This window comes from Pseudomonas sp. GV047 (assembly GCF_003058245.1).
Lineage (GTDB): Bacteria > Pseudomonadota > Gammaproteobacteria > Pseudomonadales > Pseudomonadaceae > Aquipseudomonas > Aquipseudomonas marginalis.
The window spans coordinates 1,008,713-1,034,611 of sequence record NZ_QCWA01000001.1; the positions used below are offsets into that span (position 1 = coordinate 1,008,713).

The 25,899-nt window shown below is 60.2% G+C and carries 23 protein-coding genes; 16 read left to right on the forward strand and 7 right to left on the reverse strand.

Features of this window, described 5'->3' with window-relative positions; translation table 11 throughout:
• Window positions 1-82 precede the first annotated feature (82 nt).
• Window positions 83-625, reverse strand: coding sequence for a cytochrome b (locus C8K58_RS04610; RefSeq protein ID WP_108573151.1), 543 nt, complete (start codon window positions 623-625; stop codon window positions 83-85).
• 176 nt (window positions 626-801) lie between these two features.
• Here C8K58_RS04610 and C8K58_RS04615 point away from each other — a divergent pair, with 176 nt between their 5' ends.
• Genes C8K58_RS04615 through C8K58_RS04645 form a run of 7 tightly spaced genes read left to right on the forward strand, consistent with a single transcriptional unit; the run spans window position 802 to window position 7,091 of the window.
• Complete coding sequence (locus C8K58_RS04615) at window positions 802-1,479, forward strand: thermostable hemolysin (RefSeq protein WP_108573153.1); 678 nt, start codon at window positions 802-804, stop codon at window positions 1,477-1,479.
• Window positions 1,469-2,947: an AMP-binding protein gene (locus C8K58_RS04620; RefSeq protein ID WP_108573155.1), complete on the forward strand. Its 1,479-nt coding sequence runs from the start codon at window positions 1,469-1,471 to the stop codon at window positions 2,945-2,947. The genes C8K58_RS04615 and C8K58_RS04620 overlap by 11 nt, the downstream gene beginning before the upstream one ends.
• Window positions 2,944-3,618: a TenA family transcriptional regulator gene (locus C8K58_RS04625; protein WP_027605806.1), complete on the forward strand. Its 675-nt coding sequence runs from the start codon at window positions 2,944-2,946 to the stop codon at window positions 3,616-3,618. The genes C8K58_RS04620 and C8K58_RS04625 overlap by 4 nt, the downstream gene beginning before the upstream one ends.
• Window positions 3,605-4,414, forward strand: a complete 810-nt coding sequence (locus C8K58_RS04630) for an SDR family oxidoreductase (protein WP_027605805.1) — start codon at window positions 3,605-3,607, stop codon at window positions 4,412-4,414. The genes C8K58_RS04625 and C8K58_RS04630 overlap by 14 nt, the downstream gene beginning before the upstream one ends.
• A complete protein-coding gene (locus C8K58_RS04635; protein WP_027605804.1) occupies window positions 4,411-5,055 on the forward strand; it encodes a tetratricopeptide repeat protein in 645 nt (214 codons plus the stop codon). The genes C8K58_RS04630 and C8K58_RS04635 overlap by 4 nt, the downstream gene beginning before the upstream one ends.
• A 12-nt stretch (window positions 5,056-5,067) precedes the next feature.
• Window positions 5,068-5,730, forward strand: a complete 663-nt coding sequence (locus C8K58_RS04640) for a response regulator (protein WP_027605803.1) — start codon at window positions 5,068-5,070, stop codon at window positions 5,728-5,730.
• On the forward strand, window positions 5,727-7,091 hold the full coding sequence (locus C8K58_RS04645; protein WP_027605802.1) for an ATP-binding protein: 1,365 nt from the start codon (window positions 5,727-5,729) through the stop codon (window positions 7,089-7,091). The genes C8K58_RS04640 and C8K58_RS04645 overlap by 4 nt, the downstream gene beginning before the upstream one ends.
• Window positions 7,092-7,106: 15 nt before the next feature.
• Here the strand turns inward: C8K58_RS04645 and C8K58_RS04650 are convergent, their stop codons facing one another.
• Complete coding sequence (locus C8K58_RS04650; protein WP_027605801.1) at window positions 7,107-8,180, reverse strand: NAD(P)-dependent alcohol dehydrogenase; 1,074 nt, start codon at window positions 8,178-8,180, stop codon at window positions 7,107-7,109.
• A gap of 220 nt (window positions 8,181-8,400) precedes the next feature.
• On the opposite strand from C8K58_RS04650, the gene C8K58_RS04655 reads away from it, so the two are divergent.
• From C8K58_RS04655 to C8K58_RS04670, 4 genes are all read left to right on the forward strand, one after another.
• Window positions 8,401-8,964, forward strand: coding sequence for a GNAT family N-acetyltransferase (locus C8K58_RS04655; protein WP_027605800.1), 564 nt, complete (start codon window positions 8,401-8,403; stop codon window positions 8,962-8,964).
• Between the two features lie 203 nt (window positions 8,965-9,167).
• On the forward strand, window positions 9,168-10,517 hold the full coding sequence (locus tag C8K58_RS04660; RefSeq protein WP_027605799.1) for a HAMP domain-containing sensor histidine kinase: 1,350 nt from the start codon (window positions 9,168-9,170) through the stop codon (window positions 10,515-10,517).
• Window positions 10,502-10,888, forward strand: coding sequence for a response regulator (locus C8K58_RS04665; protein ID WP_027605798.1), 387 nt, complete (start codon window positions 10,502-10,504; stop codon window positions 10,886-10,888). The genes C8K58_RS04660 and C8K58_RS04665 overlap by 16 nt, the downstream gene beginning before the upstream one ends.
• A 9-nt stretch (window positions 10,889-10,897) precedes the next feature.
• A complete protein-coding gene (locus C8K58_RS04670; protein ID WP_027605797.1) occupies window positions 10,898-12,139 on the forward strand; it encodes an EAL domain-containing response regulator in 1,242 nt (413 codons plus the stop codon).
• Between the two features lie 18 nt (window positions 12,140-12,157).
• Here the strand turns inward: C8K58_RS04670 and C8K58_RS04675 are convergent, their stop codons facing one another.
• From C8K58_RS04675 to C8K58_RS04685, 4 genes are all read right to left on the reverse strand, one after another.
• Window positions 12,158-13,459, reverse strand: coding sequence for a dermonecrotic toxin domain-containing protein (locus C8K58_RS04675; RefSeq protein WP_098479537.1), 1,302 nt, complete (start codon window positions 13,457-13,459; stop codon window positions 12,158-12,160).
• A 195-nt stretch (window positions 13,460-13,654) separates the two neighbouring features.
• Entirely contained in the window at window positions 13,655-13,789 is a 135-nt protein-coding gene (locus tag C8K58_RS32645) for a hypothetical protein (RefSeq protein WP_256221203.1), read from the reverse strand.
• A gap of 11 nt (window positions 13,790-13,800) precedes the next feature.
• Window positions 13,801-14,013 (reverse strand): hypothetical protein, encoded by a 213-nt coding sequence (locus C8K58_RS04680; RefSeq protein WP_092358066.1) that lies wholly within the window; start codon window positions 14,011-14,013, stop codon window positions 13,801-13,803.
• Between the two features lie 72 nt (window positions 14,014-14,085).
• Window positions 14,086-14,631 (reverse strand): hypothetical protein, encoded by a 546-nt coding sequence (locus C8K58_RS04685; RefSeq protein ID WP_027605795.1) that lies wholly within the window; start codon window positions 14,629-14,631, stop codon window positions 14,086-14,088.
• Window positions 14,632-15,026: 395 nt separating this feature from the next.
• Here C8K58_RS04685 and C8K58_RS04690 point away from each other — a divergent pair, with 395 nt between their 5' ends.
• Both C8K58_RS04690 and C8K58_RS04695 read left to right on the forward strand, forming a co-directional pair.
• Window positions 15,027-16,436, forward strand: a complete 1,410-nt coding sequence (locus C8K58_RS04690; protein WP_027605794.1) for a circularly permuted type 2 ATP-grasp protein — start codon at window positions 15,027-15,029, stop codon at window positions 16,434-16,436.
• Window positions 16,437-16,438: 2 nt separating this feature from the next.
• Entirely contained in the window at window positions 16,439-17,389 is a 951-nt protein-coding gene (locus tag C8K58_RS04695) for an alpha-E domain-containing protein (protein ID WP_027605793.1), read from the forward strand.
• 102 nt (window positions 17,390-17,491) lie between these two features.
• Here C8K58_RS04695 and C8K58_RS04700 read toward each other — a convergent pair whose 3' ends face one another.
• Window positions 17,492-20,230 carry a hypothetical protein gene (locus C8K58_RS04700; protein ID WP_133822105.1) on the reverse strand — a complete coding sequence of 913 codons (2,739 nt, stop codon included), beginning with the start codon at window positions 20,228-20,230 and terminating at the stop codon, window positions 17,492-17,494.
• A 264-nt stretch (window positions 20,231-20,494) separates the two neighbouring features.
• On the opposite strand from C8K58_RS04700, the gene C8K58_RS04705 reads away from it, so the two are divergent.
• From C8K58_RS04705 to C8K58_RS04715, 3 genes are all read left to right on the forward strand, one after another.
• Window positions 20,495-21,952: a hypothetical protein gene (locus C8K58_RS04705; RefSeq protein ID WP_108573159.1), complete on the forward strand. Its 1,458-nt coding sequence runs from the start codon at window positions 20,495-20,497 to the stop codon at window positions 21,950-21,952.
• A 138-nt stretch (window positions 21,953-22,090) separates the two neighbouring features.
• The gene (locus C8K58_RS04710; protein WP_108573161.1) at window positions 22,091-23,578 is read left to right on the forward strand and encodes a hypothetical protein; all 1,488 of its coding nucleotides are present in this window, start codon (window positions 22,091-22,093) and stop codon (window positions 23,576-23,578) included.
• Between the two features lie 49 nt (window positions 23,579-23,627).
• The gene (locus C8K58_RS04715) at window positions 23,628-25,847 is read left to right on the forward strand and encodes a hypothetical protein (protein ID WP_133822106.1); all 2,220 of its coding nucleotides are present in this window, start codon (window positions 23,628-23,630) and stop codon (window positions 25,845-25,847) included.
• The last annotated feature ends 52 nt before the right edge of the window (window positions 25,848-25,899 follow it).

Genomic DNA, 25,899 nt, shown 5'->3' on the forward strand with positions numbered 1-25,899 from the left:
TTACTTACGCAAGCGCTTGCGCAGGCCGTTTGTCGCTAGAAGAAACGTTTCATCAAGCGCATAAAGTGCAATTTTGGCATTTCTAACGTTTTGGCAGCATGCGCACCAGGGTGTTGTCACGCACCCAGTAATGGTGGAACAGCCCCGCGGCAGCATGCAGGCCGATCAACCAATAGCCGGCGCTGCCCAGCCACTCATGCCAGTGCTTGAGTTGCTTGGCCAGGTCGGGGTCCACCGCCACCAGCGATGGCAAGGCGAACTCGAAATACGGCACGGGCTTGCCTGCGGCGTTGAGCATCAGCCAGGCCAGCAGCGGTGTCACGATCATCAAGCCATACAGTGCCAGGTGCATCAGGTGCGCCACGGCAGTCTGCCAGGCCGGTGGACGCGGCAGGATCGCCGGGCGCGGCGCCAGGCGTCCCAGCAGGCGCAGCCAGACCAGCAGGAAAATCCCGATGCCGAACAGCCCGTGACCGCCGAGCAACACGCCCTTCAATGCATGGCCGCGAGGCAGCAGGCCTTTGATTTCAATGCAGGCGTACACGCCGACAAACAGCGCCAGCATCAGCCAGTGCAGGGTCATCGACAGCTTCGTGTAGCGCTGTGTCAGCAGACGTTCAGTCATGGATGGGGCCTTGTGCAGATGGTGGCCGCAAGCGGCCGTGGAAAGACCGCGCCACCCTGTCCGCGAAGTCTTAAGGCAGTCTGAAGATCGGGAAAAATATCCTTTTGCCACCTTCAGACTTCGTTAAGAAATGCCTCCGATACTCCTCCCAACTTCACTGGGGAGGCGTACTGCCAATGCCCGATATCGATTGGAACATTTCCTTGCCGCTGCTGTTCGGCCATGCCGACAGTGCACCGCTGCGCCTGTCCCGCGCCCTGCCCCAAGACCCGCAGCGGCCTGCCTTCGAAGCGTTTATCCAACAACGTTTTCGCCTTGCCCACGGCGCCGATATCCGCCACTTCATGCCGCAGTTGTTTGGCGTCAGCCAGGCCGACGGCGAGCTGTGTGCCGTTGCCGGTGTGCGCCTGGCAAGCGCCGAGCCGTTGTTCCTGGAGCGTTACCTGGACCATCCGATCGACCCGCTGATCAGTGCCGCCGCCGAACACCCCGTGGAGCGCGGCGCCATCGCCGAAGTCGGCAACCTCGCGGCCAGCGACACCGGCAGTGCGCGCCTGAGCATCATCGCCATTACCTGGCTGCTGGCCATGGGCGGCCTGGAGTGGGTGGCGTTCACCGGCAATATCGGCCTGGTCAACAGCTTCCACCGCCTGGGCTTGAAGCCCGTCACCCTGTGCGCGGCCGACCCGCAGCGCCTCGGCGATGAGCGCAATCACTGGGGCAGTTACTACGAAAGCCAACCGTGGGTGCATGTCGGCAATATCCGCGCCGGGTTCATCCATTTGCGCAACATGGGCCTGTTCTCACGCCTGGGGTTGCCAACCACCCTCGAGGATGCCAGCCATGTCGCCTGAAACCCGCCGCTTCCACGCCGTACTGCGTAGCCATGCCGAACGCAACGATGGCGCCATCGCCCTGTGGGGCGACAGCTTGAAAATGGATTACGCCCAGATGTTCGCCGAAGTGGCGTATCGGCAGGAGCGCCTGCGCGACGAAGGCGTCAAGGTGGTCGCCCTGGCCCTGGACAATGGCGTCGAGGCCATGCTGTGGGACCTGGCAGTGCTGTTCGAAGGCCTGACCTGCCTGACCTTGCCGCCGTTCTTCAGCCCGGCCCAGCGCGCCCATTGCCTGGAACAAAGCCACGCCGAACGGGTGATCGCCGAGCCGCATCTGGCGGCTGAATTGCGCGCCAACGGCTATCAACCGTGCGGCGAATTCTGGTGCCGCGCCTTTGAAGGCCGCCCTTCGATACCCGTGGGTACCGCCAAGGTAACGTTCACCTCCGGCACCACCGGCGCGCCCAAGGGCGTGTGCCTGGGCGCCGACAGCCTGCTGCGGGTGGCCCGCGAGCTGTACCAGGCCAGCCACGGCAGCGACCCACGCCACCACCTGGCGCTGTTGCCCATCGCGATTTTGCTGGAAAACCTCGGTTGCTACGCCGCGCTCTACGCCGGCGCCACCCTCAGCTTGCCCAGCCAGAAGAGCCTGGGCATCCAGGGCGCCAGCGCGGTGGACGCCGCACAATTGCTTGGCTGCCTGGCAACGCGTCAGCCCCACAGCCTGATCCTGGTGCCGCAATTGCTGTTGATGCTGGTGATTGCTGCCGATCAAAAGGCCTTCAGCCCACAGGGCCTGCGCTTTGCCGCCGTCGGCGGTGCGCGCGTCTCCAAGGCCTTGCTGCAGCGCGCGCAGCAACTGGGCGTGCCGGTATACGAAGGTTATGGGCTGTCGGAATGCGCCTCGGTGGTGAGCCTCAATCGTCCCGAGGCACACCGTCCTGGTAGTGTCGGCCGGCCACTGCCCCACGTGGAAATCCGCCTGGCCGAAGACGATGAAGTGCTGATCAAGGGCTCGACGTTGCTCGGCTACCTGGGCCAGACAGACCAACCCGAGCAATGGTGGCCCAGCGGCGACCTCGGCGCCTTTGACGAGGACGGTTTTCTCTACCTCAAGGGCCGCAAGAAACATCAGTTCGTTACCAGTTACGGGCGCAACGTCAACCCGGATTGGGTCGAGGCCGAGCTGACCCAGGGCGGTGTGATCGCCCAGGCGTTCGTGTATGGCGAAGCCCTGCCGCAGAACCACGCCCTGCTCTGGCCCCATCGCGCCGACTGCAGCGACGCGCAACTGGCCGCCGCCGTGGCCGAGGCCAACAGCGGCCTGCCGGACTACGCCCAGGCGCATCGCTGGACGCGCCTGACGCACCCCTTCACCGCCGCCAATGGCTTGCTCACCGCCAATGGCCGGCCACGGCGCGACGCCATCGTCGCCCGTTATCAAGCCCAATTTGCCCCGGCATTCAACGAGGAAGCCTCATCGTGAATTTTTTCGACACGCTGCAAGAAGCCACCCAGCAGGAGCGCCATGCGCTGTTCAACCTGCCGATCATCCGCGACGCCCTGGAGGGCAAGGTCAGCCTCGACAGCTATCGCGCGTTCCTGGCCCAGGCCTACTACCACGTGCGGCATACCGTGCCGTTGATGATGGCCTGCGGTGCGCGCCTGCCTTCGCGCCTGGAATGGCTGCGCAAGGCTGTCTGCGAGTACATCGAGGATGAATACGGCCACGAGCAGTGGGTGCTCGATGACATTGCCGCCTGCGGCGGTGATGACGACGCGGTACGTGACGGGCGCCCCGGTTTGCCCATCGAGTTGATGGTCAGCTACCTCTACGACCTGATCGCCCGTGACAACCCGGTCGGCCTGTTCGGCATGGTCAATGTGCTCGAAGGCACCAGCATCGCCCTGGCCACCCACGCGGCCGGCAGCATCCGTGAGCGCTTGCAACTGCCGGCAACGGCGTTCAGCTACCTGAGTTCCCACGGATCCCTGGATATCGGCCACATGGAAACCTATCGCCGCTTGATGAACAGCCTGGACGACCCCGACGACCAGGCCGCGGTGATACGCGCCTCCAAGGTGGTGTATGCGCTCTACACCGACATGTTCCGCAGCCTGCCGCGTCTCGGGGAGGCGCCCCATGCGCCTGTCTGAAACGCGCGTGGTGCTGACCGGCGCCAGCGGTGGCATCGGCCTGGCGATTGCCACCGCCCTGTGTGCCAGTGGTGCGCAGGTGCTGGCCGTGGCCCGTCACCGTGCACCACTGGAGGGGTTGCTTGAGCGCTACCCGGAGCAACTCTGCTGGGTCGGTGCCGACCTGACCTTCCTCGCCGACCGCCGTAAGGTGCTGGCCGCCGCCGAAGCCATCGGCGGCATCAACCTGCTGATCAACGCCGCCGGCATCAATCACTTCGCCATGCTTGAGCAACTTGAAGACAGCGACATCAACGGCATGCTGGCGCTGAACATCACCGCGCCGATCTGCCTGACCAAGCTTCTGCTTCCGCTGCTCAAGCAGGCACCGAGCGCCATGGTGGTGAATGTCGGTTCCACCTATGGCTCCATCGGCTACCCCGGCTACGCCACCTACTGCGCCAGCAAGTTTGCCTTGCGCGGGTTTTCCGAAGCGTTGCGCCGGGAACTGGCCGACACCCGCGTCGGCGTGCTGTACGTAGCACCGCGCGCGACCCGCACCGCGATGAACAGCCCGGCGGCGCAGGCTTTGAACGATGCGCTCAAATCCAACGTCGATGACCCGCACACCGTGGCATCGGCCGTGATCCAGGCCATAGCCAACCAGCGTCGCGATCTGTACCTGGGCTGGCCGGAGCGTTTTTTTGTGCGCCTCAACAGCCTGCTGCCGAACCTGGTCGACCGGGGTTTGCGTAAACAGCTGCCGCTGGTACGCCGCCTGAGCGACACACCTGAGAATAAGGACCCGAAGCCATGAAACAACTCTTTACCGCGCTGCTGCTCACCGCCCTGAGCCCCTTCACCTGGGCGATGGACGCCGTCGACCAACAACGCCTCAACGAGATCCAGACGCGCTGGGCGCACATCCAATACAACCTGCCCGAGGAACAACGGACCCAGGCTTTTGAACAACTCGCCACCCAGGCTACGGCCTTCACCCACGACCGCCCCCAAGCCGCCGAGGCGTGGATCTGGTCAGGCATCGTCACCAGCAGTTGGGCGGGTGCCCAGGGCGGGCTTGGCGCGTTAAGCAAGGTCAAGGCGGCCAAGGTCGACCTGGAAAAAGCTCTCGCCCTGGATCCCCAGGCCCTGCAAGGCTCGGCCTATACCAGCCTGGCCGCCCTGTACGACCGGGTGCCCGGCTGGCCGATCGGCTTCGGTGATGCGGACAAGGCCGAAGCGCTGCTCAAACAAGCCTTGCAACTGAACCCGGCAGGCATTGATAGTCTGTACTTCTGGGGTGACCACCTGTACCGGCAAAAACGCTATGGCGAAGCCCGTGAAGCCTTGCAAAAAGCCCTGCTGGCCGCGCCCCGGCCCGGTCGCGAAACCGCCGATGCCGGGCGGCGCAAAGAGATCGAAGGCGTGCTGGCTGACATCAACCAAAAACTCAAATGACAAGGAGTCTGCGTGCGCCTTTTACTGATCGAGGATGACGTGGCATTGGGCGAAGGCATTCACCAGGCGCTGGTGCGTGAGGGCTACACCGTCGATTGGCTGCAGGATGGCAGCAGCGCCTTGCATGCGCTGCTCAGCGAAACCTTCGATGCGGCAGTGCTTGACCTCGGCCTGCCACGCATGGACGGTTTGGAGGTGCTGCGGCGCCTGCGTGACAGCGGCTCCAACCTGCCGGTGCTGATCCTCACCGCACGGGATGCCACCGAAGACCGCATCGCCGGGCTGGACGCCGGCGCCGACGATTACCTGATCAAGCCCTTCGACCTGGCCGAACTCAAGGCACGCCTGCGTGCACTGCTGCGCCGCAGCGCCGGCCGGGCACGGGTATTGATCGAACACGCAGGCATCTGCCTGGACCCGAGCACCCAGCAGGTCAGTTACCACGGCGCACCGGTACTGCTTACCCCCAAGGAATATCAACTGCTGCACGAGCTGCTGTCGCCGCCGGGCCGCGTGATGACCCGCGACCAGTTGATGCAGTTGCTCTACGGCTGGAACGAAGAAGCCGAAAGCAACACCCTGGAGGTGCATATCCATCACCTGCGCAAGAAGTTCTCCAGTGAACTGATCCGCACCGTGCGCGGCGTGGGCTACCTGGTGGAGGAGCGCCAATGACCTCGATTCGGCGGCGAACCCTGAGCCTCATTATCGGCCTGCTGCTCACCGGGCTGCTGGTAATCAGCGTGCTCAACCTGCATGACAGCAATCACGAAATCGCCGAAGTCTACGACGCGCAGTTGGCGCAGAACGCCCGCCTGCTCCAGGGCGTCATGAGCATGCCGCTGGCCAGCCAGGACCAGGCCGACCTGTATCGCGCCTTCAACAAAGCCTTGGGCAACGCCATGCCCAAGGTGGACGGGCACCCCTATGAAAGCAAAATCGCCTTCCAGGTGTGGAGCCCACAGGGCGAACTGCTGGTGTTTACCACCAGCGCCCCGTCATTCGCCACGCCCCCCGCACAGCCGGGGTACAGCAATATCGACGACCTTAATGGCCGCCAATGGCGCGGCTTCGTGCTCAAGGACAAGGACAACGGCCTGCGTATCTGGGTCGGCGAGCGTGATGACGTGCGCTCCGACCTGGTCCAGCGCATCGTGCGGCATACCCTGTGGCCCAACGTGCTGGGCAGCCTGATCCTCGCCGCCATGGTCTGGCTGGCCATCGGCTGGGGCCTCAAGCCGCTGGCCGATATGGCCGCCACCTTGCGCGCGCGGCATTCCGGCTCACTGGAGCCGATGCAACTGACGCCCCTGCCCATGGAGTTGGAGCCGATGCAGGCGGCGTTGAACCGCATGCTCGCGCAGATCCAGGACATGCTCGGCCGCGAGCGGCGCTTTATCGCCGATGCCGCCCACGAAATGCGCACGCCCCTGGCGGTATTGCGGGTGCACGCGCAAAACCTGCTGGAAGCCGGCACTGAAACCGAACGGCGCGAGTCCCTGGCCTTCCTGATCAGCGGTGTCGACCGCACCAGCCGCCTGGTCAACCAATTGCTGACCATGGCACGCCTGGAACCCAGCGCCGGGCTGCCAGCCGTGCAAGCTATCGACCTGGCGACAACGGTGCGTGAAACGCTGATTCAGCTGACACCCTGGCTGCTGAGCAAAGGCCTCGAGCTGGTGTTCGATGTCGACGATGCCCAGTACCGCGTAACAACCGATGCCGGCGCAATCAACATCGCCCTGACCAATCTGGTGACCAACGCGGCGAACTTCTCCCCGGAGCACGGGGTGATTACCGTGGGGTTGTGCAAAACAGCCAGGGGATGGGTCCTGAGCGTCGAGGATCAGGGGCCTGGCATCGACGAAAGCCAGCGTGAGCGGCTGTTCGAGCGGTTCTACAGCCGTGGCAATGCCCAGGGCGCCGGCCTGGGCCTGACCATCGTGCAAACCATCGCCCAACGCCTGGGCGGCCAGGTACGCCTGGACAACCTGGCGGCCGGCGGCCTGCGGGCGAGCCTGGAGATTGCGCAGTGATCGGCCCAGCGGGTATCAGGGCGTAATCGCGACTTTCATCACCCCATCGCGCTGATGGGCGAACAGTTCATAGGCCGCCTCAATGTCGTCGAGCTTGAAGCGGTGGGTCACCAGCGGCGACAGGTCCACCCCGCCGCTGGCGACCACCGCCATCAAGCGACGCATGCGTTCCTTGCCGCCGGGGCACAGGGTCGAGACGATGCTGTAATCCCCCAGGCCTGCGCCAAACGCGTCATAGGGGATGCGCAGGTCGCTGGAGTACACCCCAAGGCTGGACAAGCGGCCACCGGGACGCAACACGCGCAAGGCCGATTCGAAGGTGCCTTGGGTGCCCAACGCCTCGATGGCCACATCCACGCCACGCCCGTCGGTCAGGGCCATGATCTGCTCGACCACGTTGCCTTGCTTGAAGTCGACAATATGGGTCGCGCCCAGGCCACGGGCGACGCCCATGCGTTCGCTGACGCCGTCGACCCCAATGATCATCGACGCGCCTTTGAGCCGTGCCCCCGCTACCGCGCACAAGCCGATCGGCCCGAGGGCAAACACCGCCACCGTGTCGCCAATGTTGACCTCACCACGCTCGGCACCGGAAAAGCCGGTGGACATGATGTCCGGGCACATCAGCACCTGCTCGTCACTCAGGCCATCGGGGATCGGGCACAGGTTGGCCAGCGCATCGGGCACCAGCACGTATTCGGCCTGGCAGCCGTCGAGGGTGTTGCCGAATTTCCAGCCGCCGGCGGCACGGAAACCATGGCGGGTGTCGGGGCCGTCCTGGGCACCGCAGCCGCACAGGCACGCATAGCTCTGCCCGCTGGGCGTGATTGCGCCGGCGATCACCCGTTGCCCTTCGACGAAACCGCGCACCTGGGAGCCCAGCCGCTCGATGATGCCCACCGGCTCATGGCCCACCGTCAGCCCTTTGGCCACCGGGTACTCACCGCGCAGGATATGCACGTCGGTGCCGCAGATGGTCGTGGTGGTGATCCGCACCAGGGCGTCGAGCGGGCCGACCTCGGGGATCGGTTTATCCTCGAGGACGATGCGGTTTTTCTCAACGAAGACAGCGGCTCTCATGGTTGCCATGGTGTGACCTCCTGCTGGGCATGTGGGGTGGGACCAGACTGCGCCGCGACGGCGCGCCGAACGTTGATCATGGTCAACCCTTTGCCGATGCGCATGACCGAACGTCGCCTGCCCTGCCCGGCGGCCAGGCGTCTTGATGCAGATCAATGGCGCCCCAGCCCCCGGGGGCATGATCGAGCAAGGCACTGTTGCCCGATGCTGACCGCCAGGAGCCCACACCATGCCTACCCTCGAAGCACGTAACCAGCAGGCCGCCCCCGCCTACGCAGCACTGCCGAAACCGCACTGGATCGATCAGCTCGACGATGGCCGCCATGCACTGGTGCGCCCCCTCGGCGCCGACGACCGTGAACGGGAATACAACTTCATCAAGGGCCTGTCCCGTGAATCGCGGCACGCGCGCTTCCTGGGGGAAATCAACGAGCCCGGCAAGACCCTGATGGACCAATTGATGGATGTCGATAACCAGCAACGCATGGCCTTTATCGCCTTGGTGCACGACAACGGCCAACTGATCGAGATCGGCGTGGCCCGCTATGCCGCAGCCAACGCGGATGAATGCGAATGCGCGGTCACCGTGGCCGATGCCTGGCAACACCTGGGCCTGGGGCGCCTTTTGATGCTGCACCTGATGACGGCGGCACGCGCCAATGGCTTTAAACGCATGTACACGGTCGACGCGGCAACCAATGCGCCGTTGCGCGAGTTGAACCAGGCCTTGGGATTCCACAGCGTCATCAACCCGGATGACAGCACCCAGGTCATCAGCAGCGTGATGCTCTAAACCGCGCCGCACGGTAACAGGGCGGCCCGCCGCCCTGTGTCGGCGTACACCCGTTTGAGTGTATCCATACCGTAGTGCGGGCGGTATCTGCTATTGTCCGGGGATCTCATCTCCTCCTCATCGCGTCCACGCGATTTTCTGTGAGCATGCTCTGCGGCCCTGTCATCGACACGGCCGGGCCGATCTGCCTGGAAAACACCGCCATGGACAAACCCGTCACTGGACCACCGCTTGAAGCCCAATCGCGGGCCGAAAAAATCGTCGAATTCAAACGCCAGAAGACCCTGCTGAAGACCGGTGCCCTGCAAGACGCAATCTTCAACAGCGCCTACTTCTCCAGCATCGCCACCGATGAAAAGGGCGTGATCCAGATCTTCAATGTCGGCGCCGAACGCATGCTCGGGTATGCCGCCGAGGATGTCCTCAACCGCATCACCCCCGCCGATATCTCCGACCCCGCCGAACTGATCACCCGCGCCGCCGCCCTCAGCCTGGAGCTGGACACGCCGATCACGCCGGGTTTCGAAGCCCTGGTGTTCAAGGCCTCCCGTGGCATCGAGGATATTTACGAGCTGACCTATATCCGCAAGGACGGCAGCCGCCTGTCGGCCATGGTCTCGGTGACGGCGCTGCGTAACCGTCATGACACCATCATCGGTTACCTGTTGATCGGTACCGACAACACCGCACGCAAACACGAAGAAGCCGAGCGCAAAGGCTTTGAGCGCGCGCTGGAGGAAAAGAACCTGGAGCTGGAACATGCCAGCCATATGAAATCCGAATTCCTCGCCACCATGTCCCACGAATTGCGCACACCGCTGAATGCGGTGATCGGTTTTTCCGAGGCGTTGAAGGACGGGCTGGTGGGCGACATGAGTGAGACCCAGCGCGAATACATCGGCGACATCTTTACCAGCGGCCAGCACCTGTTGTCGCTGATCAACGACATTCTCGACCTGTCCAAGGTCGAAGCCGGGATGATGGACCTGGAGCTGGAGTCCGTGGAACTGGCGGGGTTGCTCGCCAACAGCCTGTTGATCGTGCGCGAAAAAGCCGCCCTGCAACGCATCCAGTTGAAGCTCGAAAGCCAGGGCGACTTCGGCACACTGGCCCTGGACCTGCGCAAGACCAAGCAGATCATCTACAACCTGCTGGCCAATGCGGTGAAGTTCAGCGAGCACGGCAGTTCCGTGACCCTGGCGGTGCGCCAGGTGGCCCGCGAACAGGTCGGGCGAGTGCCCGGCGATTGGCCGATGCACGGGTTTGTCCTGCAACCCAGCGCCCACCAGCAGTTCCTCGAATTGAGCGTCAGCGACACCGGCATCGGTATTGCCGAGGACGACATGGGCAAGCTGTTCAAGGCCTTCAGCCAGATCGACAGCAGCCTGGCGCGCAAATTCGAAGGCACCGGCCTGGGCTTGGCGATGGTCAAGCAACTGGTCGACCTGCACGGTGGCAGCGTTGCGGTGGCCAGCCGTGAAGGCCTGGGCGCCCGGTTTGTGGTGTGGCTGCCACTCCACCGCAGCACGGAGGCGCAATGGCCCATATCCTGATCGTCGAAGACAACGAGGCCAATATGCGCCTGGCCCGGCTGCTGCTGGTCAACGCCGGCCACACGGTGGTGTGGGCCGCCGACGCCGAGAGCGGCCTGACCCTGGCCCGCGAAGCCCAACCGGCGTTGATCCTGATGGACATCCAGCTGCCTGGCATGGATGGCCTGGCCGCTACCGCACTGCTCAAGCAGGACCCGCACACCGCCCATATCCCGGTGATTGCCCTCACCGCCATGGCCATGAAGGAAGACCGTGAAAAGACCCGGCTGGCCGGTTGCGATGCCTACATCAGCAAGCCGCTGCGCTACAAAGAGCTGTACCAGGTGATCGACACGCTGTTGCAACACACCACCCTCACCCCCCTCAGATGAGTCCTCTCCATGGCCAGCCAACCCGCAACGCTGTTGATCGTTGATGACGAACCCCAGGTTCGCAAACTGCTGGAAACCCTGTTGCAACACGAGGGCTACCGGACCCTGAGTGCAGGCAGCGGCGAGGAAGCCTTGCAACTGGTGGCCAAGCAACCACCAGACCTGATCCTGCTGGACATCATGATGCCAGGCATGGACGGCTACGAAGTGGCCAGCCAGCTCAAGGGCGACGCAGCCACGGCGAGCATTCCGATCATCATGCTGTCGGCCCTCAGCGAGTCGAGTGCGCGGGTCAGTGGCCTGGAAACCGGTGCTGAAGAGTTCATCAGCAAGCCGGTGGAACGGGTCGAGCTGTGGCTGCGGGTGCGCAACCTGCTGCGGCTCAAGAGCCACGGCGATCAACTCAAGCGCCATAGCCAGTTGCTTGAGCAGCAACTGCGCCAACATGCCGGTGACAGCACGCGCATGAACGTGCACGACCTGGCCCGCCAGGAACTGGAAAACGCCCTGCGCCAGGCCGTGGAGCACGATGAGTTCACCCTGCACTACCAGCCAAAAGTCGCGTTGGCCGACGGGCAGATCTGCGCCCTGGAGGCACTGCTGCGTTGGGAGCGCCCAGGCTACGGCGCGGTATCGCCGGCGGTGTTCGTGCCCGTCCTGGAAAGCCTGGGTTTGATCGTGGAGGTGGGAAGCTGGGTGATCCGCAGCGTATGCCAGCAGATTGCGACGTGGCAGCGCAGCGCGATTGGCGCCGTCGAGGTGTCGGTGAACGTCTCCGGCCATCAGTTGATCGAGGGCGACCTGATTGCCGATATCGCGCGCATTCTCACTGAGACCGGCGTCGAACCCCATTGGCTGGAAGTGGAACTGACCGAAGGCTCGCTGATGGAGAATACCCAGCACACCATCGCCAGCCTGCAACGCCTGCGCGCCATGGGCGTGAAGATCTCCATCGACGACTTCGGCACCGGTTATTCCAGCCTGGCCTACCTGCGACGCTTTCCCATCGACACGCTGAAGATCGATATTGCGTTTATCCGCGAGGTCACCAGTAACCCCCAGGACGCCGCGATCACCCGCACCATTATCGAGCTGGCCCACAGCCTGAGCCTGCGGGTGGTGGCCGAGGGCGTGGAAACCCAGGCGCAACTGGCGTTTTTGAAAGAGGCCGGTTGTGATCAGATCCAGGGCTATCTGTTCAGTCGGCCATTACCCGCGACAGCACTGGAGCGCTTGTTATTGGAGCGGTGAGATCCAGCGGGGGGCAGATTAATGGGCGTTCATTTGCACCGGCATGGCGACGGAGGGCTTGCCAGGCGTCTGCGCTGCAGGCAGGTTCTTTAATGCCGGGCTGTCGGGTTTCAACGCCAGGTTATCAGCAAGGTCCCGTGTCTCCTGAACACTGAGAGGCTCATTCCTGATCGCTTTGGCAAGTAACGATCCCAAGCTCCTCGCCTGTCCATAAACAGGAACGAACCGTTGCGCCAAATCGCCGACCCCTTTCAATGCCGAGTCCATGGTCTGCTTGTCAACGCCGAATACCTTGCCGATCTGGTTGCGGGTATTCAAATCAACCAGCAGCGCGCTGAAGGGATTGTCCAGGTACCGCTCTGTGGCATCGGCGGCGTTCTTATTCACCCCGAACGCCTGCAGGGCATCGGCGATGCCGGCGGAGGGATGTTCAAGGTGCCTCAACAGTTCTTCGTAGAGCCCCCGCGTATCGTTTGCAGCGATATTGTCGAGCGCTTCGTTCCGAACCGTTTGCTTGAATGCACTTTCCGTCATCGGCACCAGCGGCCTGGGGCTGTTCAAGCCGTTTTTAACAAAATAGAAATTGCCCTTTTTATCTCCACCTTGAAGGTTTCCGTAGGCGTCATATTCAAAGAGTACTTTTGTACCATCCGGTCGCAGTCCTGAATAAAGCACCCGCCCTTCCGGGGATATCTGTTCTTCCTTAAGCCTTGTCAAACCGTTGACCGCAGCGGGCGGTGCGGACGGCCCCTTGTCCAGTCGGACAAATATATCGTCACCTTCGTTGGCATAAGGCCCGACGACGGCATTGATGTCATGGTTTCTGAATCGAATCAGTGTATCGGCGACATGGGCTTGTTTTTCGGGAGCGCTGTCCCGCGCAAAGTGCCGGGTAAATGCCTTGAGTAGCCTGGGGTCGTCAGCGCGTGTTTGCAACCAGGCGTTCATGTCTTCGACAGTATTGAAAGACTGGTATGAACTGCCGTCTTTCTCCGGAACATAAAGCACGATGTCAGGCCCATCAGGTACAAGCGGTACCCGTTGAATGAATATGATGTCCTTGGCTTGAACACCATCCACGGCGAAGGTCCTGACTTGCACGTTGGGCAGGCCTGCCTGGCCTGGCGACAGCACGGCCTCGAGGAGGTTGTTGACGTCAGGCGGCATTTTGCCGCTGTTCAAGTCCTTCACCAGGCTCTCGTTGAATTTTTCCCTGGCATTTTTAATGACAAAGGTGTCCTCGGAATCCTCCCAAGAATTGGCACTTATCGGCGCAGTGTTTATGGGGCGGGCGGCGGCGGTAGCGGTGGAAAAAGTCATAATCGGCCAAGATCGGTAGGGAGTGAGGGAAATGTTCCCCAGCCGCGCAGCTGTCTTCCTGCGATGCTGTCTGAGGTGTGTGTGCTTGGCTGACGAGAGTGTTCCAGCTTCAGTCGTTACCGTTTGCTTCAACGGCCGAGACATTGTTCATACCCGCAGCTGCCTTGCCAGGGCTCGACAGCTACAGGGCCGGGATTAATCGGGCTTTTCGGTATTGCCCACATCCGCCGCGTCATCCAGATCATTGAGCGGTACTTCTGCATCATCCATCAGGGAACCCGGGTCTTCATTGCCCGGATCGTTGAGTTCTTCTTCCAGTTCTTTGGACATGATCGTCTCCTCTAACCGCCCTGGGTGTCGATATCGGCATCGGTTTCAGGCTTGGGCTCGCGCTCAGGCTTGAAGTCTGGACTGTAGTCGTTTTCCTTGGCCTTGGGGTCGGCGGCGGGTTTCGGGTCTTTCGGTGCATCGGCCGCCGTGCCTGGGGCCGGTTCGCCGCCGTCGATTGCCGGGTCGTTACGGTTGCTGGTCTGGGGGTCTTTGTCTGTGCTCATGGCTCACCTCGTTTGAAAAACGCAAACTGCGTAAAGGTAAGGTCCCGTGCCGGCCGCTGAAGTTCCAACTGCTTAAGAGCCCGGGTTATCCACCTGGATATAAAACGCGTACGCCCCCAGCAACACCCAGAACACCATGAACAGCCACGGCGCACGCATGGAGAACAGCAGCGACTTGCGATAGCCCTTATGGGAGGACTCCATTTCGGAAAACAGCGGCGACTCATCGTAGGCCATGCCCATCACCGGCTCGCTGCGCAGCAGTTCGCTCTGCTTGTAGTGCCAGTGATCGATGATTTCGTACGCGGCGCGGATCCCCGGCCAGGCATTCAGGGAACTGAGTATGCCGAGCAGCGTCAGGAACACCGGCACCACCAGGGTGAACAACTTGCCCCACTCGGGGTTGAGGTTGCCCATGCCGGAGACAAAGGCAATCACCAGGAACGACTGCGCCGTCAGGTAGGCATCGGTGCGGTTGGCGAGGATGGTGGTTTCGTATTGGATTTCGCGACGGTAGAAGTCCAGGCGGTCCTTGGGCGAGCCGAAGATCTTGGCGTTGTGCTCGCTGTGGTCGGCCAGGTTCGCTTCCGGGGTGTCGGGTGAAATGATTCTGGGCACATCCGTGCTCCCTGCTGGGCTCAAACCCCTTAGAAGAATCGGGCCGTGGCGAAGTTCAAGTTTGTTGTTGCACCATCACGGTGCGAAAGCCGCTCCCTTATGGTGAGCAGCCTTGTCATGGCCGGCCTTTTTTTTGTGGCGAGCGAGCTTGTTGTGGTGAGCGGGCTCACCACAAAGGGAAATCAGCGCGGGATGCCCATTCCGGCACACGCATTGCTTTATCCATTCATCTGCCCGAATACAGGAACATTCGTTACCCCCCGACCCAGAGCCGACCCCATAAGAAAGTAAGGACCAGGCCCGGTGGCACCATCAGCCACGGGCTCATAAAAAATGCGTTTTTTAAAGCGGCAGTGCCAACCCCATGCGTCCCTCGGCACTGACAAGGTACTGGAATGGCTCGATCTTTCTTCGATGAAATGAATGACGCAAACGGCGTGTGCCGTGCGCACTATCAGGACTTCTCCCGCTGGCTGGCCAACACGCCGCCGGAATTGCTGGCCCAGCGTCGCCGCGAAGCCGATTTGCTGTTCCATCGCGCGGGAATCACCTTCACCCTCTATGGCGACGAGCAGGACACCGAGCGCCTGATTCCCTTCGACATCATCCCCCGCAGCATCCCCGCCAGTGAGTGGAGCGTGATCGAGCGCGGCTGTATCCAGCGGGTCAATGCGCTGAACATGTTCCTCGCCGACATCTACCACGACCAGCGCATCATCAAGGCCGGGATCATTCCGGCCGACCAGGTGCTGGGCAACGAGGGTTACCAGAAGGCCATGGTCGGCCTGGACCTGCACCGCGATATTTATTCCCACATCTCGGGGGTGGACCTGGTACGCGACGGCGACGGTACCTACTATGTGCTCGAAGACAACCTGCGCACCCCCAGCGGCGTGAGCTATATGCTCGAAGACCGCAAGATGATGATGCGCCTGTTCCCCGAAGTGTTCGCCAAGCAGCGCATCGCGCCGGTGGACCACTACCCCAACCTGCTGCTCAAGACCCTGAAAAGCGCCAGCCGCCTGGACAACCCCAACGTGGTGGTGCTGACGCCCGGGCGCTTCAACAGCGCGTTCTTCGAACATGCGTTCCTGGCCCGGGAAATGGGCGTGGAACTGGTGGAAGGCGCCGACCTGTTCGTGCACGACCTCAAGGTGTTCATGCGCACCACCGACGGGCCCAAGGCGGTGGACGTGATCTACCGGCGTATCGACGACGCGTTCCTCGACCCGCAGGCGTTCAATCCCGAATCGATGCTCGGCGTGCCAGGGCTGGTCGCGGCCTACTGCGCCGGCAATGTGGTGCTGGCCAATGCCATCGGCACCGGCGTGGCGGACGATAAATCGATCTATCCCTATGTGCCGGCGATGATCAAGTTTTACCTGGATGAGGAGCCGATCCTGCAAAACGTGCCGACCTTCCAGTGCCGCAAGCCCGATGAACTGTCCCACGTGCTGGCCAACCTGGCCGAACTGGTGGTCAAGGAAACCCAGGGCTCCGGCGGCTACGGCATGCTGGTCGGCCCAGCGGCCACGGCGGCCGAGATCGAAGATTTCCGCCAACGCATCAAGGCCCGCCCCCATGCGTATATCGCCCAACCGACCCTGAGCCTGTCCACCTGCCCGACCTTTGTCGAAAACGGCATCGCGCCCCGGCATATCGACCTGCGGCCCTTTGTGCTCTCGGGCAAGGAAACCCGCCTGGTGCCGGGAGGCCTGACGCGGGTGGCATTGCGTGAGGGCTCGTTGATCGTCAACTCGTCGCAAGGCGGTGGAACCAAGGACACCTGGGTGGTGGAGGGCTGAGTATGTTGAGTAGAACCGCCGCAGATCTGTATTGGATGTCCCGTTACCTGGAACGCGCCGAGAACCTGGCGCGCATGCTCGAAGTCAGTTATTCGCTGTCGCTGATGCCCCAGGCCGGGCGTAGCGATGGCCTGGACGAACTGGCGATGTCGTTGCTCAGCAGCGGCACCCTGGACAGTTACCTGGAGCGCCATCAAACCCTGGATGCCGAGCGCATGCTGCACTTCTTCGCCCTCGACGAAGAAAACCCCGCCAGCATCTACAATTGCCTGCGCGCCGCGCGGGGCAATGCCCATGCGGTACGCGGGCGCATCACCGCCGACATGTGGGAAAACCTCAACGCCACCTGGCTGGAAATGCGCAGCATCGCCGCCGGCGGCCTGGCACGCCATGGCATCAGCCACTTCTGTGACTGGGTCAAGCAGCGTTCGCACCTGTTCCGCGGCGCCACCTCGGGCACCATCATGCGCAACGACGCCTATCGGTTCATTCGCCTGGGCACTTTTGTCGAACGCGCGGACAATACCCTGCGCCTGCTGGACGCGCGCTACGAGATGTTCGGCGAAGAGTCGGAAGAAGTCAGCGACCTGTCGGCACGCGGCTATTACCAGTGGAGCGCCCTGCTCCGCGCGTTATCGTCGTTCGAGGCGTATACGGAGTTGTATCCGAATGCGCTGAATGCGCGGTCGGTGTCCGAGTTGCTGTTGCTACGCAGCGATGTGCCGCGTTCGTTGCATGCCTGTATCGAAGAGTTGAGTCATATCCTCGCCGACCTGCCCGGCAGTTACGGGCGCACGGCGCAGCGGTTGGCGGCGGAGTTCGAGGCGCGGCTGCGGTATACGGGGATTGATGAAATTCTGGAGGATGGGTTGCATAGCCGTCTCACGGAATTCATCGAAACGGTGCGGGGGGTGGCGCGGGCGATCCACAGTTCTTACCTGGAGGTTGTTTGAGTGCGCTTGCTGACTGTATGTCGTGCTTAGGATTCAGATAAGGTGAAGCAGATTGATTCAACGTAACCTGCTTCGCCTTTCAACTGTATTACCTCGTAGACGTTATACCTTTATTCCAACGGCAGACCCTCTGAAGCGACCGTCTACAGCGCTTTGGCTGCCATCGGAAAATTTCAAACAATAATAGCTGTTATCGCCAGGCGCTCTATCACTAGACCAGTGAGCATCACTGTCCAATGGCCATCTTGCCCCATAAGTATTATAAATTTCGCGTAACTGAGCCATGCTCGGCATACTTGCGCCTTCCCTTGCAAGCGCATTACGAACATCCTCAAGAAAATCTCGAGCAAGTGGAATAACCGCAATAGCGTTGGTCACGGTCAATGTATAGCTTGCAGTTTGTTGCTTTTGATCTCGGACCGTTATCGTCGTAACACCTCTTCCGCTCACCTGGACAACACCTGTGGTGGGATTCACAAACGCGGCGGCTGGATTGGAAGATGAATAATAGTAATCCGGCTGTCCTCCTGTTGCCTGCCGTTGCATGGTCGTTCCGGCAGGCCAGGATGGAAGCGCATGTGAGTACCCTCGAATCACATACACCTTACCAGCCAGCGTTGCTGGAGAAGTATCAAATACCAACGGGGGCGGAGCACTTTTGACGGTGTAGGTCACCTGCGGGAAGACAATGGCATTGGCCTCCGTCACGCCAGGAACTAAAGCTGCCTTGAAATGCAGTGTCAGTTGCGTGTTGTCCCCTAACTCTTTCAAGTAGGCCGCATAACTGATTGGACTTTCCCACCACCCTTGGTTGAACCAGGTCGTATTCACATAGGCCCCCCCACCGTTCCAATGTTTGAGGTTGTGCGCCGCCCCTCCGCTTTTGAAACCCTTGAACTCAATCCAGACCGGGGAATTGGTCGTAATGAACGGCCAGGTGCCGACCCGCAGTCTCCTGTTCCCCGTTCCGGTCGATAGATCCAGCACCTTCGTCGCTGGGTTGGCCTCATTGATTTGGATTACGGTTCCCGCCAGTTCGCTCGCAGGTATCGGGGTCACTGTTACCGTCAACACCGACGACGGCCGAACGACATTTCCACGGGTGAGCTCGTACTTGAGGGTAAACATCGTGTGGGTATTGCCGATATTCGCCGCAATCGCCGTCTTGGGAATATCAAACGTCACCACACCACTGGTCAAACCGTTCTTCGCCGCAATAACCGGTGACCCCGCACCGGCAGTCCCTTCCATCGTGACCTTGATGCTGTCAGTGGTGTACATCGGCAAAAAACTGACTTTCAGCGTTGCACCATTTTGCGCATTCATCGGCGCAAGGGTCACCGAAACACCTGAGCCTGTGGCTTGGATCAATTCGGGAACAGGCATCTCATTCGGCAGGTGCACCTGATATAGCTGGCGCAGGGATTCCTGAGGCTGTTCATTGCCCCGTGTCACGCTGTAGAACACGTCGATAAAACGCCCGTCAAAACGCTTGAGCTCAGTGCCCGGCACATCGAACGTCATATCATCGCCGGGGGCAACCTGGCCCACGAGCCGTCCTGCCGTGTAATCGACGGTGCCGCCGGCGTCGCTGGCCAGGATGGTCACTTGTACCCTGTCTGTGCTGACCCAACTCGCCTGCACAGGGAAGCGGATCGTAATCAACGGCAAGCCTGGGTCCAGATCCTCTCCCAGGGCTTGGTCTACGGTCGGTGCCGGCCATCTGACAATCTCGCCGATCACCGTGAGATAACGGTTATGCGAGCGTTTGTCAGGCAAGCCAGCGCCTTTCAACTCGTAGTACACCACCGCACTGCCTTGGGCGATCGCACTGACCAAAGCGTTGCCGATATTGAAAAAGTAACCCTTGGCGCCTGACAGTGGCCGATCCTCAAAGTAATGAACCGAACTGCCCTGGGCACTTACCCCGTTCCAGTACAGAAAAACATGACTGTAGACACGAGCATCAGCCCCGCCGACGGTCAGGCCGATTTGTGCGTCCCGAGTGCCGAGTATTTCCAGATCGATTTCTCGGTCGGTCTCGGGTACTTGCACCCAGGGTGCGTCCAGGCGGTCAGTTGCCAGGTACACCGAAACCAATACCGTGGTCGACCAGGGCGCCCAGGGATCGGGGTAGTTGCCGGTCGGTCCGCGAACCTGGAAGGCCACTGGCAGCAAGTCGCTGTCCCCGGCTTCCTTGATTGCATCCTCGTCGAGCATGCAGGTGATATCCCGCCCGACTTCGGCGGGCAGGATCAACCGCTCGATTCGCACCGAGCCCCAGACGAGGATAAGCAGGTCATAGGCGGCCATGTTCAGCCAATGCCTGACGATCACCTCCACACCCTGCCTGGCCCGATCGGCACTCACCCCACCAAGCCTTACATCATCCGGCAACTCAAATACCAGGCCTTGATTTCCGGGGGTGGGATTGGGGTCTTGTCCACCCGGATGTTGCAGGTTGACCCTCAAACGCAAAGGCTGGGTTCGGGATTCGTTTCCGCTGCTGCGAATAACCCGGACGTACACCGGATCTGCCCACGGCTCGCGAATACTGTCATAGGGCACGGTGAAGGGAATGCGCGTCAGGTTCTGGTCGCCCTCGCGGATCAGGTTGTACGCGACCGGATCACAGCCGCCCCAGAACAATTCGAAGAACGTTCCTTCAGGCGTACTGCTTGGTCTGTCGATATGCACGACCAGGGGTCTCAGGGTATGCGACACACCAATCCCCCCGTCGGCCTCCTCCAAATCTCCTGCAATCGGCGGTTGCATCAGCGGAATATCCACCGGGGGCAGCTCGGAGATCAGACTGGGAGGTTGAGCGCGATACTTGGCCATGCTGGTTTCCTCGGCATTCCCCTGCGCACTGGGCATGGGTTTGAGAGAAATCAGACATCCAGTAGCAGGGTGTTGGCAACTGTCAGAATTAACAGGTGGCGACCGATGGCGTGGCACCTTAGATACCCACGACCGTCTGTCAGCACCTGTGAATTCTGACAGTTGTCAGCGCGAAAACGTGGGTATTTGATATCGCCAGAGGCAGGTAAATCGTTAACAGCGTCAGCCCCCCCATTCAGGGACTTGTTCAGGAGAATAAAGAGCATGAGCACTGAAAGCGCCAAGACCTCCCCTGGGCAGCCCAAGCAGCTTCCTCGCCTGTCGATCCCGGGCATGACTCCCAATGTGGACGGTTACGACGGAGGGATTCCCGACTGGCTGATGGTCTCCGGGCTGACGGTCCGAGTGGATAACAGTTGGGTTGCCAGTCCCGGCGACATCATCAATATCGTCATGATGCCAAGTATGACGTCCTTGGCGATGAAGCCGGTCCGGGCGGGAGAGGAACAACACCACAGTTACTTTTTTTCCATTCCACGGGAAAAGCTGCCCGACGGAGAACTACGCCTGGGTTACGTGGTGAATTACAGAGGCAGCGACGACTACGAGGCATCCTATCCCCTGAGTATCTTGGTAAAAACCGACCTGCCGGCGGGCGAAGACCTGGATCAGCTTGAGCCGGGTCACTCGCAACTCAAATACACACTCTCGGCCCTGGAAGTCTATCCGCCCGAGGCAGCCAAAGGCGTCAGCGTAATCGTTCAGCCTTACCCGAATATGCATCCAAGCGATCGCATCCACTTCCAATGGGGCAGCCTGAACGTCGTGCAGAAAGTTGCAGGCGTCGGCCAGGCAACCCTTATCGTGATTAATCACGCCCAGATGATTAAAGCCGGTGACAGTGATGGCCTGCTGGTGGGGTTTTACATCGTCGACCTCGTCGGCAACGCCTCAACACCACGATCCAAGTACACCCGCGTAGTGGTGGCGCTCGACAATGCGCAACGGGAAGGCCCATTCATCCAGTCCGACGATCAGCCGGGCTATATCGATATCGAAAGACTCAATGGCGCCAACTTGAAGGTTGGCATGTACACCCCTGGGCACATCGGCAGGACGGGAGACTGGTATGTGATCACCTTCAAGGCCTACCCTCCGCTTGGAGGTGAGGTGGTGCACCGACGCATCGAAGTGATCACCAGGGCTGGCACCGCGACCTATCATGAAGTGCCCTACAGCAAAGTCCGTGCTGCGGCCGGAGGATGGGTGGCGATCAGTTATGAACTGATCCGGGCAGACGACTTGACCCCTTACGTTTCCAAGCAGACCTGCGCTGAAGTCGTGGGGTCGGTCATTCGATTGGAGGCGCCCTATTTCGAAAAATACCCTGAAGATACGGTGTTCATAGAAAACTCCCTCGTTGTGAATATCCCCTGGTACGCCTGGCGCAAACCGACAGATACCCTCACGTTGATCCTGCGTTACGTGAAATCACTCAACGAAATCATCCTCTTCAGCGTGACGAAGCCGGTGGGATCGTTCTGGTCGGATGGGCAGCCGGTTCAGTGGGCGCTCACCGGTACGGATCTTCAACCGTTCGTGGGCTACGCCCCTGATCTGTATTTCGTGTACGAATCCGAGTCCGCCTCTGTTGTCAGGGCCCGCTCCGTGGATTTGAACGAATCGCTGCGCCGTCAAGTGCAAATCCTGCAGGGTTCCTGACCGGGCGTGTTGCGCGCCGTCCGCCCGTCGCCACCTGTTAATTATGACAGTAGCCAAATCCTTCTTTAACGGCGTTTGATAGGTCCAAGCGCAGGAGCATTTCCTGTCACGCGTGACAACTTTCTATTGGAGAAAGCCATGCCTACCAAGAACAGCAAGCCCGCCACGACCAAACCCAAGAAGCCCTCGCCGGTCAAACCCAAGTTTCTTGACACGCTACGCGTCCCTGGGATGTCCCCTGCATTTGCGGGCTATGACGGTGGTATTCCGCTCTGGTTGCTGGCCAGAGGACTGACCGTGTCGGTGGACAAGAATTGGCCCGCGAAACCCGGAGACAAGATTGAGGTGCTTTCTATAGTGGGGATGAAGGTACTTGCAGAGAAAACCCTGGAACCTGGGGAAGAAGCCCGCAGCAGCTTCTCCTTTGCCATTTCGGACAGCGACCTCTCCAATGGGGATCTGATACTGGGGTACAGGGTGTGGTACACCGGCGGCCCGTCCAATGACCTCTCTTATCCGCTGACCCTGATGGTCAAGCGAACCCTCCCGGCCGGGGAGGATCAGGACCACATCACTCCCGGCCATTCCGAACTCAATTTCAAAATATCCGATACGGAGATCAGGGAAATTCAGGCCGGGCGAGGCGTGACCCTGACCTTCGAGCCTTATCCGAATATGCATGCACTGGATCGCATTGAATGCCAGGTTGGTAGTTTTCTAGCGCCCCCTCAGCAGGTAACCGGTGTCGGCCAACAGACCGAGATAAAACTCAACCGCGATCAAATCATCTCGATCGGTAATGGCACCAGTCGGTTGGTGAGTTTCCAGGTTGTCGACGCCGTCCGCAATGTATCCACGCCCCGCTCGCGCAACATTCCGGTGCTCGTGGACGTGGGCAGCGCCAACTATGCCGCGCCTATCTTCGCAACCCAGAACTATCCAGGCTTGATCGACCTTGAGTCACTTAACGGCGAGCCCTTGCATATGCAGTTGTTCACTTATCCGGATCAGGGCCCTGTTGGCTACACGTTTTTTGCGTCTTACCAGGGCTACCCAAAACTGGGGGGTAGGGTACTGCACGATCAATACATCCCTATCGTAGCGGCCGGTCGGCCTCATGATTTTTTCGTACCTCATGACAAAGTGCGTGCCGTGGCCGGTGGCAAAGTGGAGATCAGCTTTATCCTGTTCCAAGGGCTCAATATCGTGGGTTACTCAAAAATCGCCTCTGCCGCCGTGCAGGACGCGATCATCCGATTGCAGGCGCCTATTTTTTTGCGATACCCCTCCCATGTCGTCAACCCCATCCCCACCGGTGGCGCCGCCGTCGAAATTCCTTGGTACGCATGGCGCAGGCCCACTGACAAGATCATGTTGCTTATGCGTTACGTGATACCGGGCAGCCATGACCTGATCCTCTACGACGACCTATTTACCGTGGGGCAGGTGCCTGAAGGCGTGCCCATAAGACGCCTGATTCCCTATGAAGATCTCTTGAGGTTCGACGGCACCACCCCTGAACTCTATTACGTGTATGAGCCCGAAAATATTCTGGCGCGCAGCACATCGCTAAACGAATCGTTACGCCAGGAAGTACGGATTGGTGCGCCGGGCCGTGGGAGATGAAGCGGCTGCGGTTTCTATCAGCCACACCGCCCCTCTTGGAGGCCTGACCATGTCCCGTAAAACCAGAACCCCGGCCCGCCGTCCCCGCAATGACTATGACCTGGGCCCAGTGCTGATCAGCGGTATCGAGCCCCCTCCCGAAGGGGATACCCAGTCTGACGGCGCACTGGGCGCACGACATGTGGAACATAATCTGGAGGTGCTGCTCCTGGCGTTCCCGGGGGTAGTGCTGGACACGGAGATCTACCTGATTTGGAACAACCCTGAAGCCCCGGTGGATTACCTCATCATCCAACCGGACAACGTGAATAACGGGTTTTTCAGCCTGAGGGTGAATAAAGAACAAATCCTGCCGGAGTGGGCCGAAGTCTATTGCCTGATCAAACGCCCCAGCGGCAACCGGTCTAAAACCAAACCGTTGAAGCTCAGGGTGAAACGCAGTCGCCCGGGGTACCCTGATCCGAACCCGGACGCCGACGGTAACCAGGGCCTGGTGTTTTTTCTGCCTGCCGACCTGGAAGCCGGCAGCCACGTGGATATGGCCAGGGCAAATCGCGGTGTAGTGCTCGAGATCCACCCCTGGGAAAATATGGCCGAGTGGGACACCTGCCGTATCGCCTGGGGTTCCACTCTCATCGAACACGTGGTGACGGCCAGTGAGGTGCAACGGCCATTTGAAATGTTCATTTCCCCCGAGCAGATCAAAGAGAACCCTCATTACGTAAACATGCCGGTGGCCATGCAAATCAAGGATGTGGGCGGTAACTACCCCGCTGATCCCGACTCCAAATCAAACTGGTCGGAGACACAACGAGTAGACGTCAACCTCGGGCTCTTGCGGCCACGGCCACCATTCCTTATGCAAGCCGGAGAAACCGTTGAACTTGATGAGCTGGGTGAGGCCGCACAAGTCGTCCAGATATTCATCGATAACGACTTTTTCGAGCGCAACGACAAAATTGCATTTGAATGGGAGGGCCGAGACACTTATAACTTGCCTTTTTTCCACGGCGAGGAGAGAGACGTCAACCTTGTCAACTTCATCGAAGACTTCGACGTGCCCAACGAAATCGTCAGTGCAATCGCCGGCGGCACTGCAATTATGTACTACAACCTCTATAAGGCCAGAGATGATGTATGGTTGCCGTCAAGAAAAGTACGGGTAACGGTTAAGGGCGAGTTCATCGCCTGGCCCGCGCCGAGCATCGTAGAAGCGCCAGACGGAGAATTGAATCCAAACTCAAATGCCACGGTTAAATACCGTGCCCAACTTGGCTGGACCGCCACCACCCGCATCCGAATAGTATGGGCCGCGCACTCGGTTAATTTTACTGAAGAGTTTGTCCTGGGACCTATTCCGGACGACCGGGAACTTTCATTTACCGTTCCGAATGCACAAGTCAGGCGCTTTAATACATTGCCTGTCGAGGTGTATTACGAACGCATCGACCAGTCACCCCATCGGCAATCCCAACGTCTTCAACTGCAAGTGGGCGAGCCTACAAGGACACTGCCAGCGGTAAGGGTTGACAGCGCTTCGGGTAACTATCTGGACCCGGATAATTTTGGCACCCATTTGATGGTTACGCTCCCGCTTACCGACAGTCTGGGCGACGATGTGATTAAGTTGGATTTGGATGGAGATGTCATCAGCACCTCCGTTCAGATGACGTTAAATAATGACCAGGCAGGGGAAACACTGGAAATCCCTATCGAACGTAACTTCATCACTGGAAACCTCGATAGATCCATAAGGCTGAAATACAGTTTGGCCCGGGCCAATGTTCCCAGGCGATTTTCCCCGATTCTCGCGTTGCGCGTAATCGCAGGCTTCGACCACCTCACCACCTTCGACAACAGCAACTTAAACGGATGGGTGCCAGGCCCTGCGGTCAATGGAGGGCGTGATATTGAGTTTAGAAAATACGCCACCAACACCGTTTTCCATAACTTTACAAACACCCCCGGGGATAAAAGTGGGGTAATCCTCAGCCAAGGATTTGCCAACTTGCTACCAGGTCATCGATACGAATTCAGTATAAAAGCCAGAAGATTCCGCGGCCTATATGTAGTCCCTTCCCTCTCCCTGAGTACCACTCAAGGCGCTGTCACAGCCCCCACCCAGCTCACCGACTTAGTAAACTGGCGAACACTTTCGGGAAGTTTCCTCGCTAACAGTTCTTATGTCGTGCTTTACATCAATAGTCATGTAGTGACTACCAGTGGTAACGACTACGAAATTGACGATATTCGCTTCAGACGCCTCTAGCCCGAACTTTGCCTTTCGATGTCTTACCCGTTGATTTATAGAAAGGAGCCAC

What these genes read in the sequence shown, in the direction of transcription:
- C8K58_RS04610 (WP_108573151.1), bottom strand. Translation starts at nt 625, where the DNA reads ATGACTGAACGTCTGCTGACACAGCGCTACACGAAGCTGTCGATGACC.
- C8K58_RS04615 (WP_108573153.1), top strand. Translation starts at nt 802, where the DNA reads ATGCCCGATATCGATTGGAACATTTCCTTGCCGCTGCTGTTCGGCCAT.
- C8K58_RS04620 (WP_108573155.1), top strand. Translation starts at nt 1,469, where the DNA reads ATGTCGCCTGAAACCCGCCGCTTCCACGCCGTACTGCGTAGCCATGCC.
- C8K58_RS04630 (WP_027605805.1), top strand. Translation starts at nt 3,605, where the DNA reads ATGCGCCTGTCTGAAACGCGCGTGGTGCTGACCGGCGCCAGCGGTGGC.
- C8K58_RS04635 (WP_027605804.1), top strand. Translation starts at nt 4,411, where the DNA reads ATGAAACAACTCTTTACCGCGCTGCTGCTCACCGCCCTGAGCCCCTTC.
- C8K58_RS04645 (WP_027605802.1), top strand. Translation starts at nt 5,727, where the DNA reads ATGACCTCGATTCGGCGGCGAACCCTGAGCCTCATTATCGGCCTGCTG.
- C8K58_RS04650 (WP_027605801.1), bottom strand. Translation starts at nt 8,180, where the DNA reads ATGGCAACCATGAGAGCCGCTGTCTTCGTTGAGAAAAACCGCATCGTC.
- C8K58_RS04655 (WP_027605800.1), top strand. Translation starts at nt 8,401, where the DNA reads ATGCCTACCCTCGAAGCACGTAACCAGCAGGCCGCCCCCGCCTACGCA.
- C8K58_RS04660 (WP_027605799.1), top strand. Translation starts at nt 9,168, where the DNA reads ATGGACAAACCCGTCACTGGACCACCGCTTGAAGCCCAATCGCGGGCC.
- C8K58_RS04665 (WP_027605798.1), top strand. Translation starts at nt 10,502, where the DNA reads ATGGCCCATATCCTGATCGTCGAAGACAACGAGGCCAATATGCGCCTG.
- C8K58_RS04670 (WP_027605797.1), top strand. Translation starts at nt 10,898, where the DNA reads ATGGCCAGCCAACCCGCAACGCTGTTGATCGTTGATGACGAACCCCAG.
- C8K58_RS04675 (WP_098479537.1), bottom strand. Translation starts at nt 13,459, where the DNA reads ATGACTTTTTCCACCGCTACCGCCGCCGCCCGCCCCATAAACACTGCG.
- C8K58_RS32645 (WP_256221203.1), bottom strand. Translation starts at nt 13,789, where the DNA reads ATGTCCAAAGAACTGGAAGAAGAACTCAACGATCCGGGCAATGAAGAC.
- C8K58_RS04680 (WP_092358066.1), bottom strand. Translation starts at nt 14,013, where the DNA reads ATGAGCACAGACAAAGACCCCCAGACCAGCAACCGTAACGACCCGGCA.
- C8K58_RS04690 (WP_027605794.1), top strand. Translation starts at nt 15,027, where the DNA reads ATGGCTCGATCTTTCTTCGATGAAATGAATGACGCAAACGGCGTGTGC.
- C8K58_RS04695 (WP_027605793.1), top strand. Translation starts at nt 16,439, where the DNA reads ATGTTGAGTAGAACCGCCGCAGATCTGTATTGGATGTCCCGTTACCTG.
- C8K58_RS04700 (WP_133822105.1), bottom strand. Translation starts at nt 20,230, where the DNA reads ATGGCCAAGTATCGCGCTCAACCTCCCAGTCTGATCTCCGAGCTGCCC.
- C8K58_RS04705 (WP_108573159.1), top strand. Translation starts at nt 20,495, where the DNA reads ATGAGCACTGAAAGCGCCAAGACCTCCCCTGGGCAGCCCAAGCAGCTT.
- C8K58_RS04710 (WP_108573161.1), top strand. Translation starts at nt 22,091, where the DNA reads ATGCCTACCAAGAACAGCAAGCCCGCCACGACCAAACCCAAGAAGCCC.
- C8K58_RS04715 (WP_133822106.1), top strand. Translation starts at nt 23,628, where the DNA reads ATGTCCCGTAAAACCAGAACCCCGGCCCGCCGTCCCCGCAATGACTAT.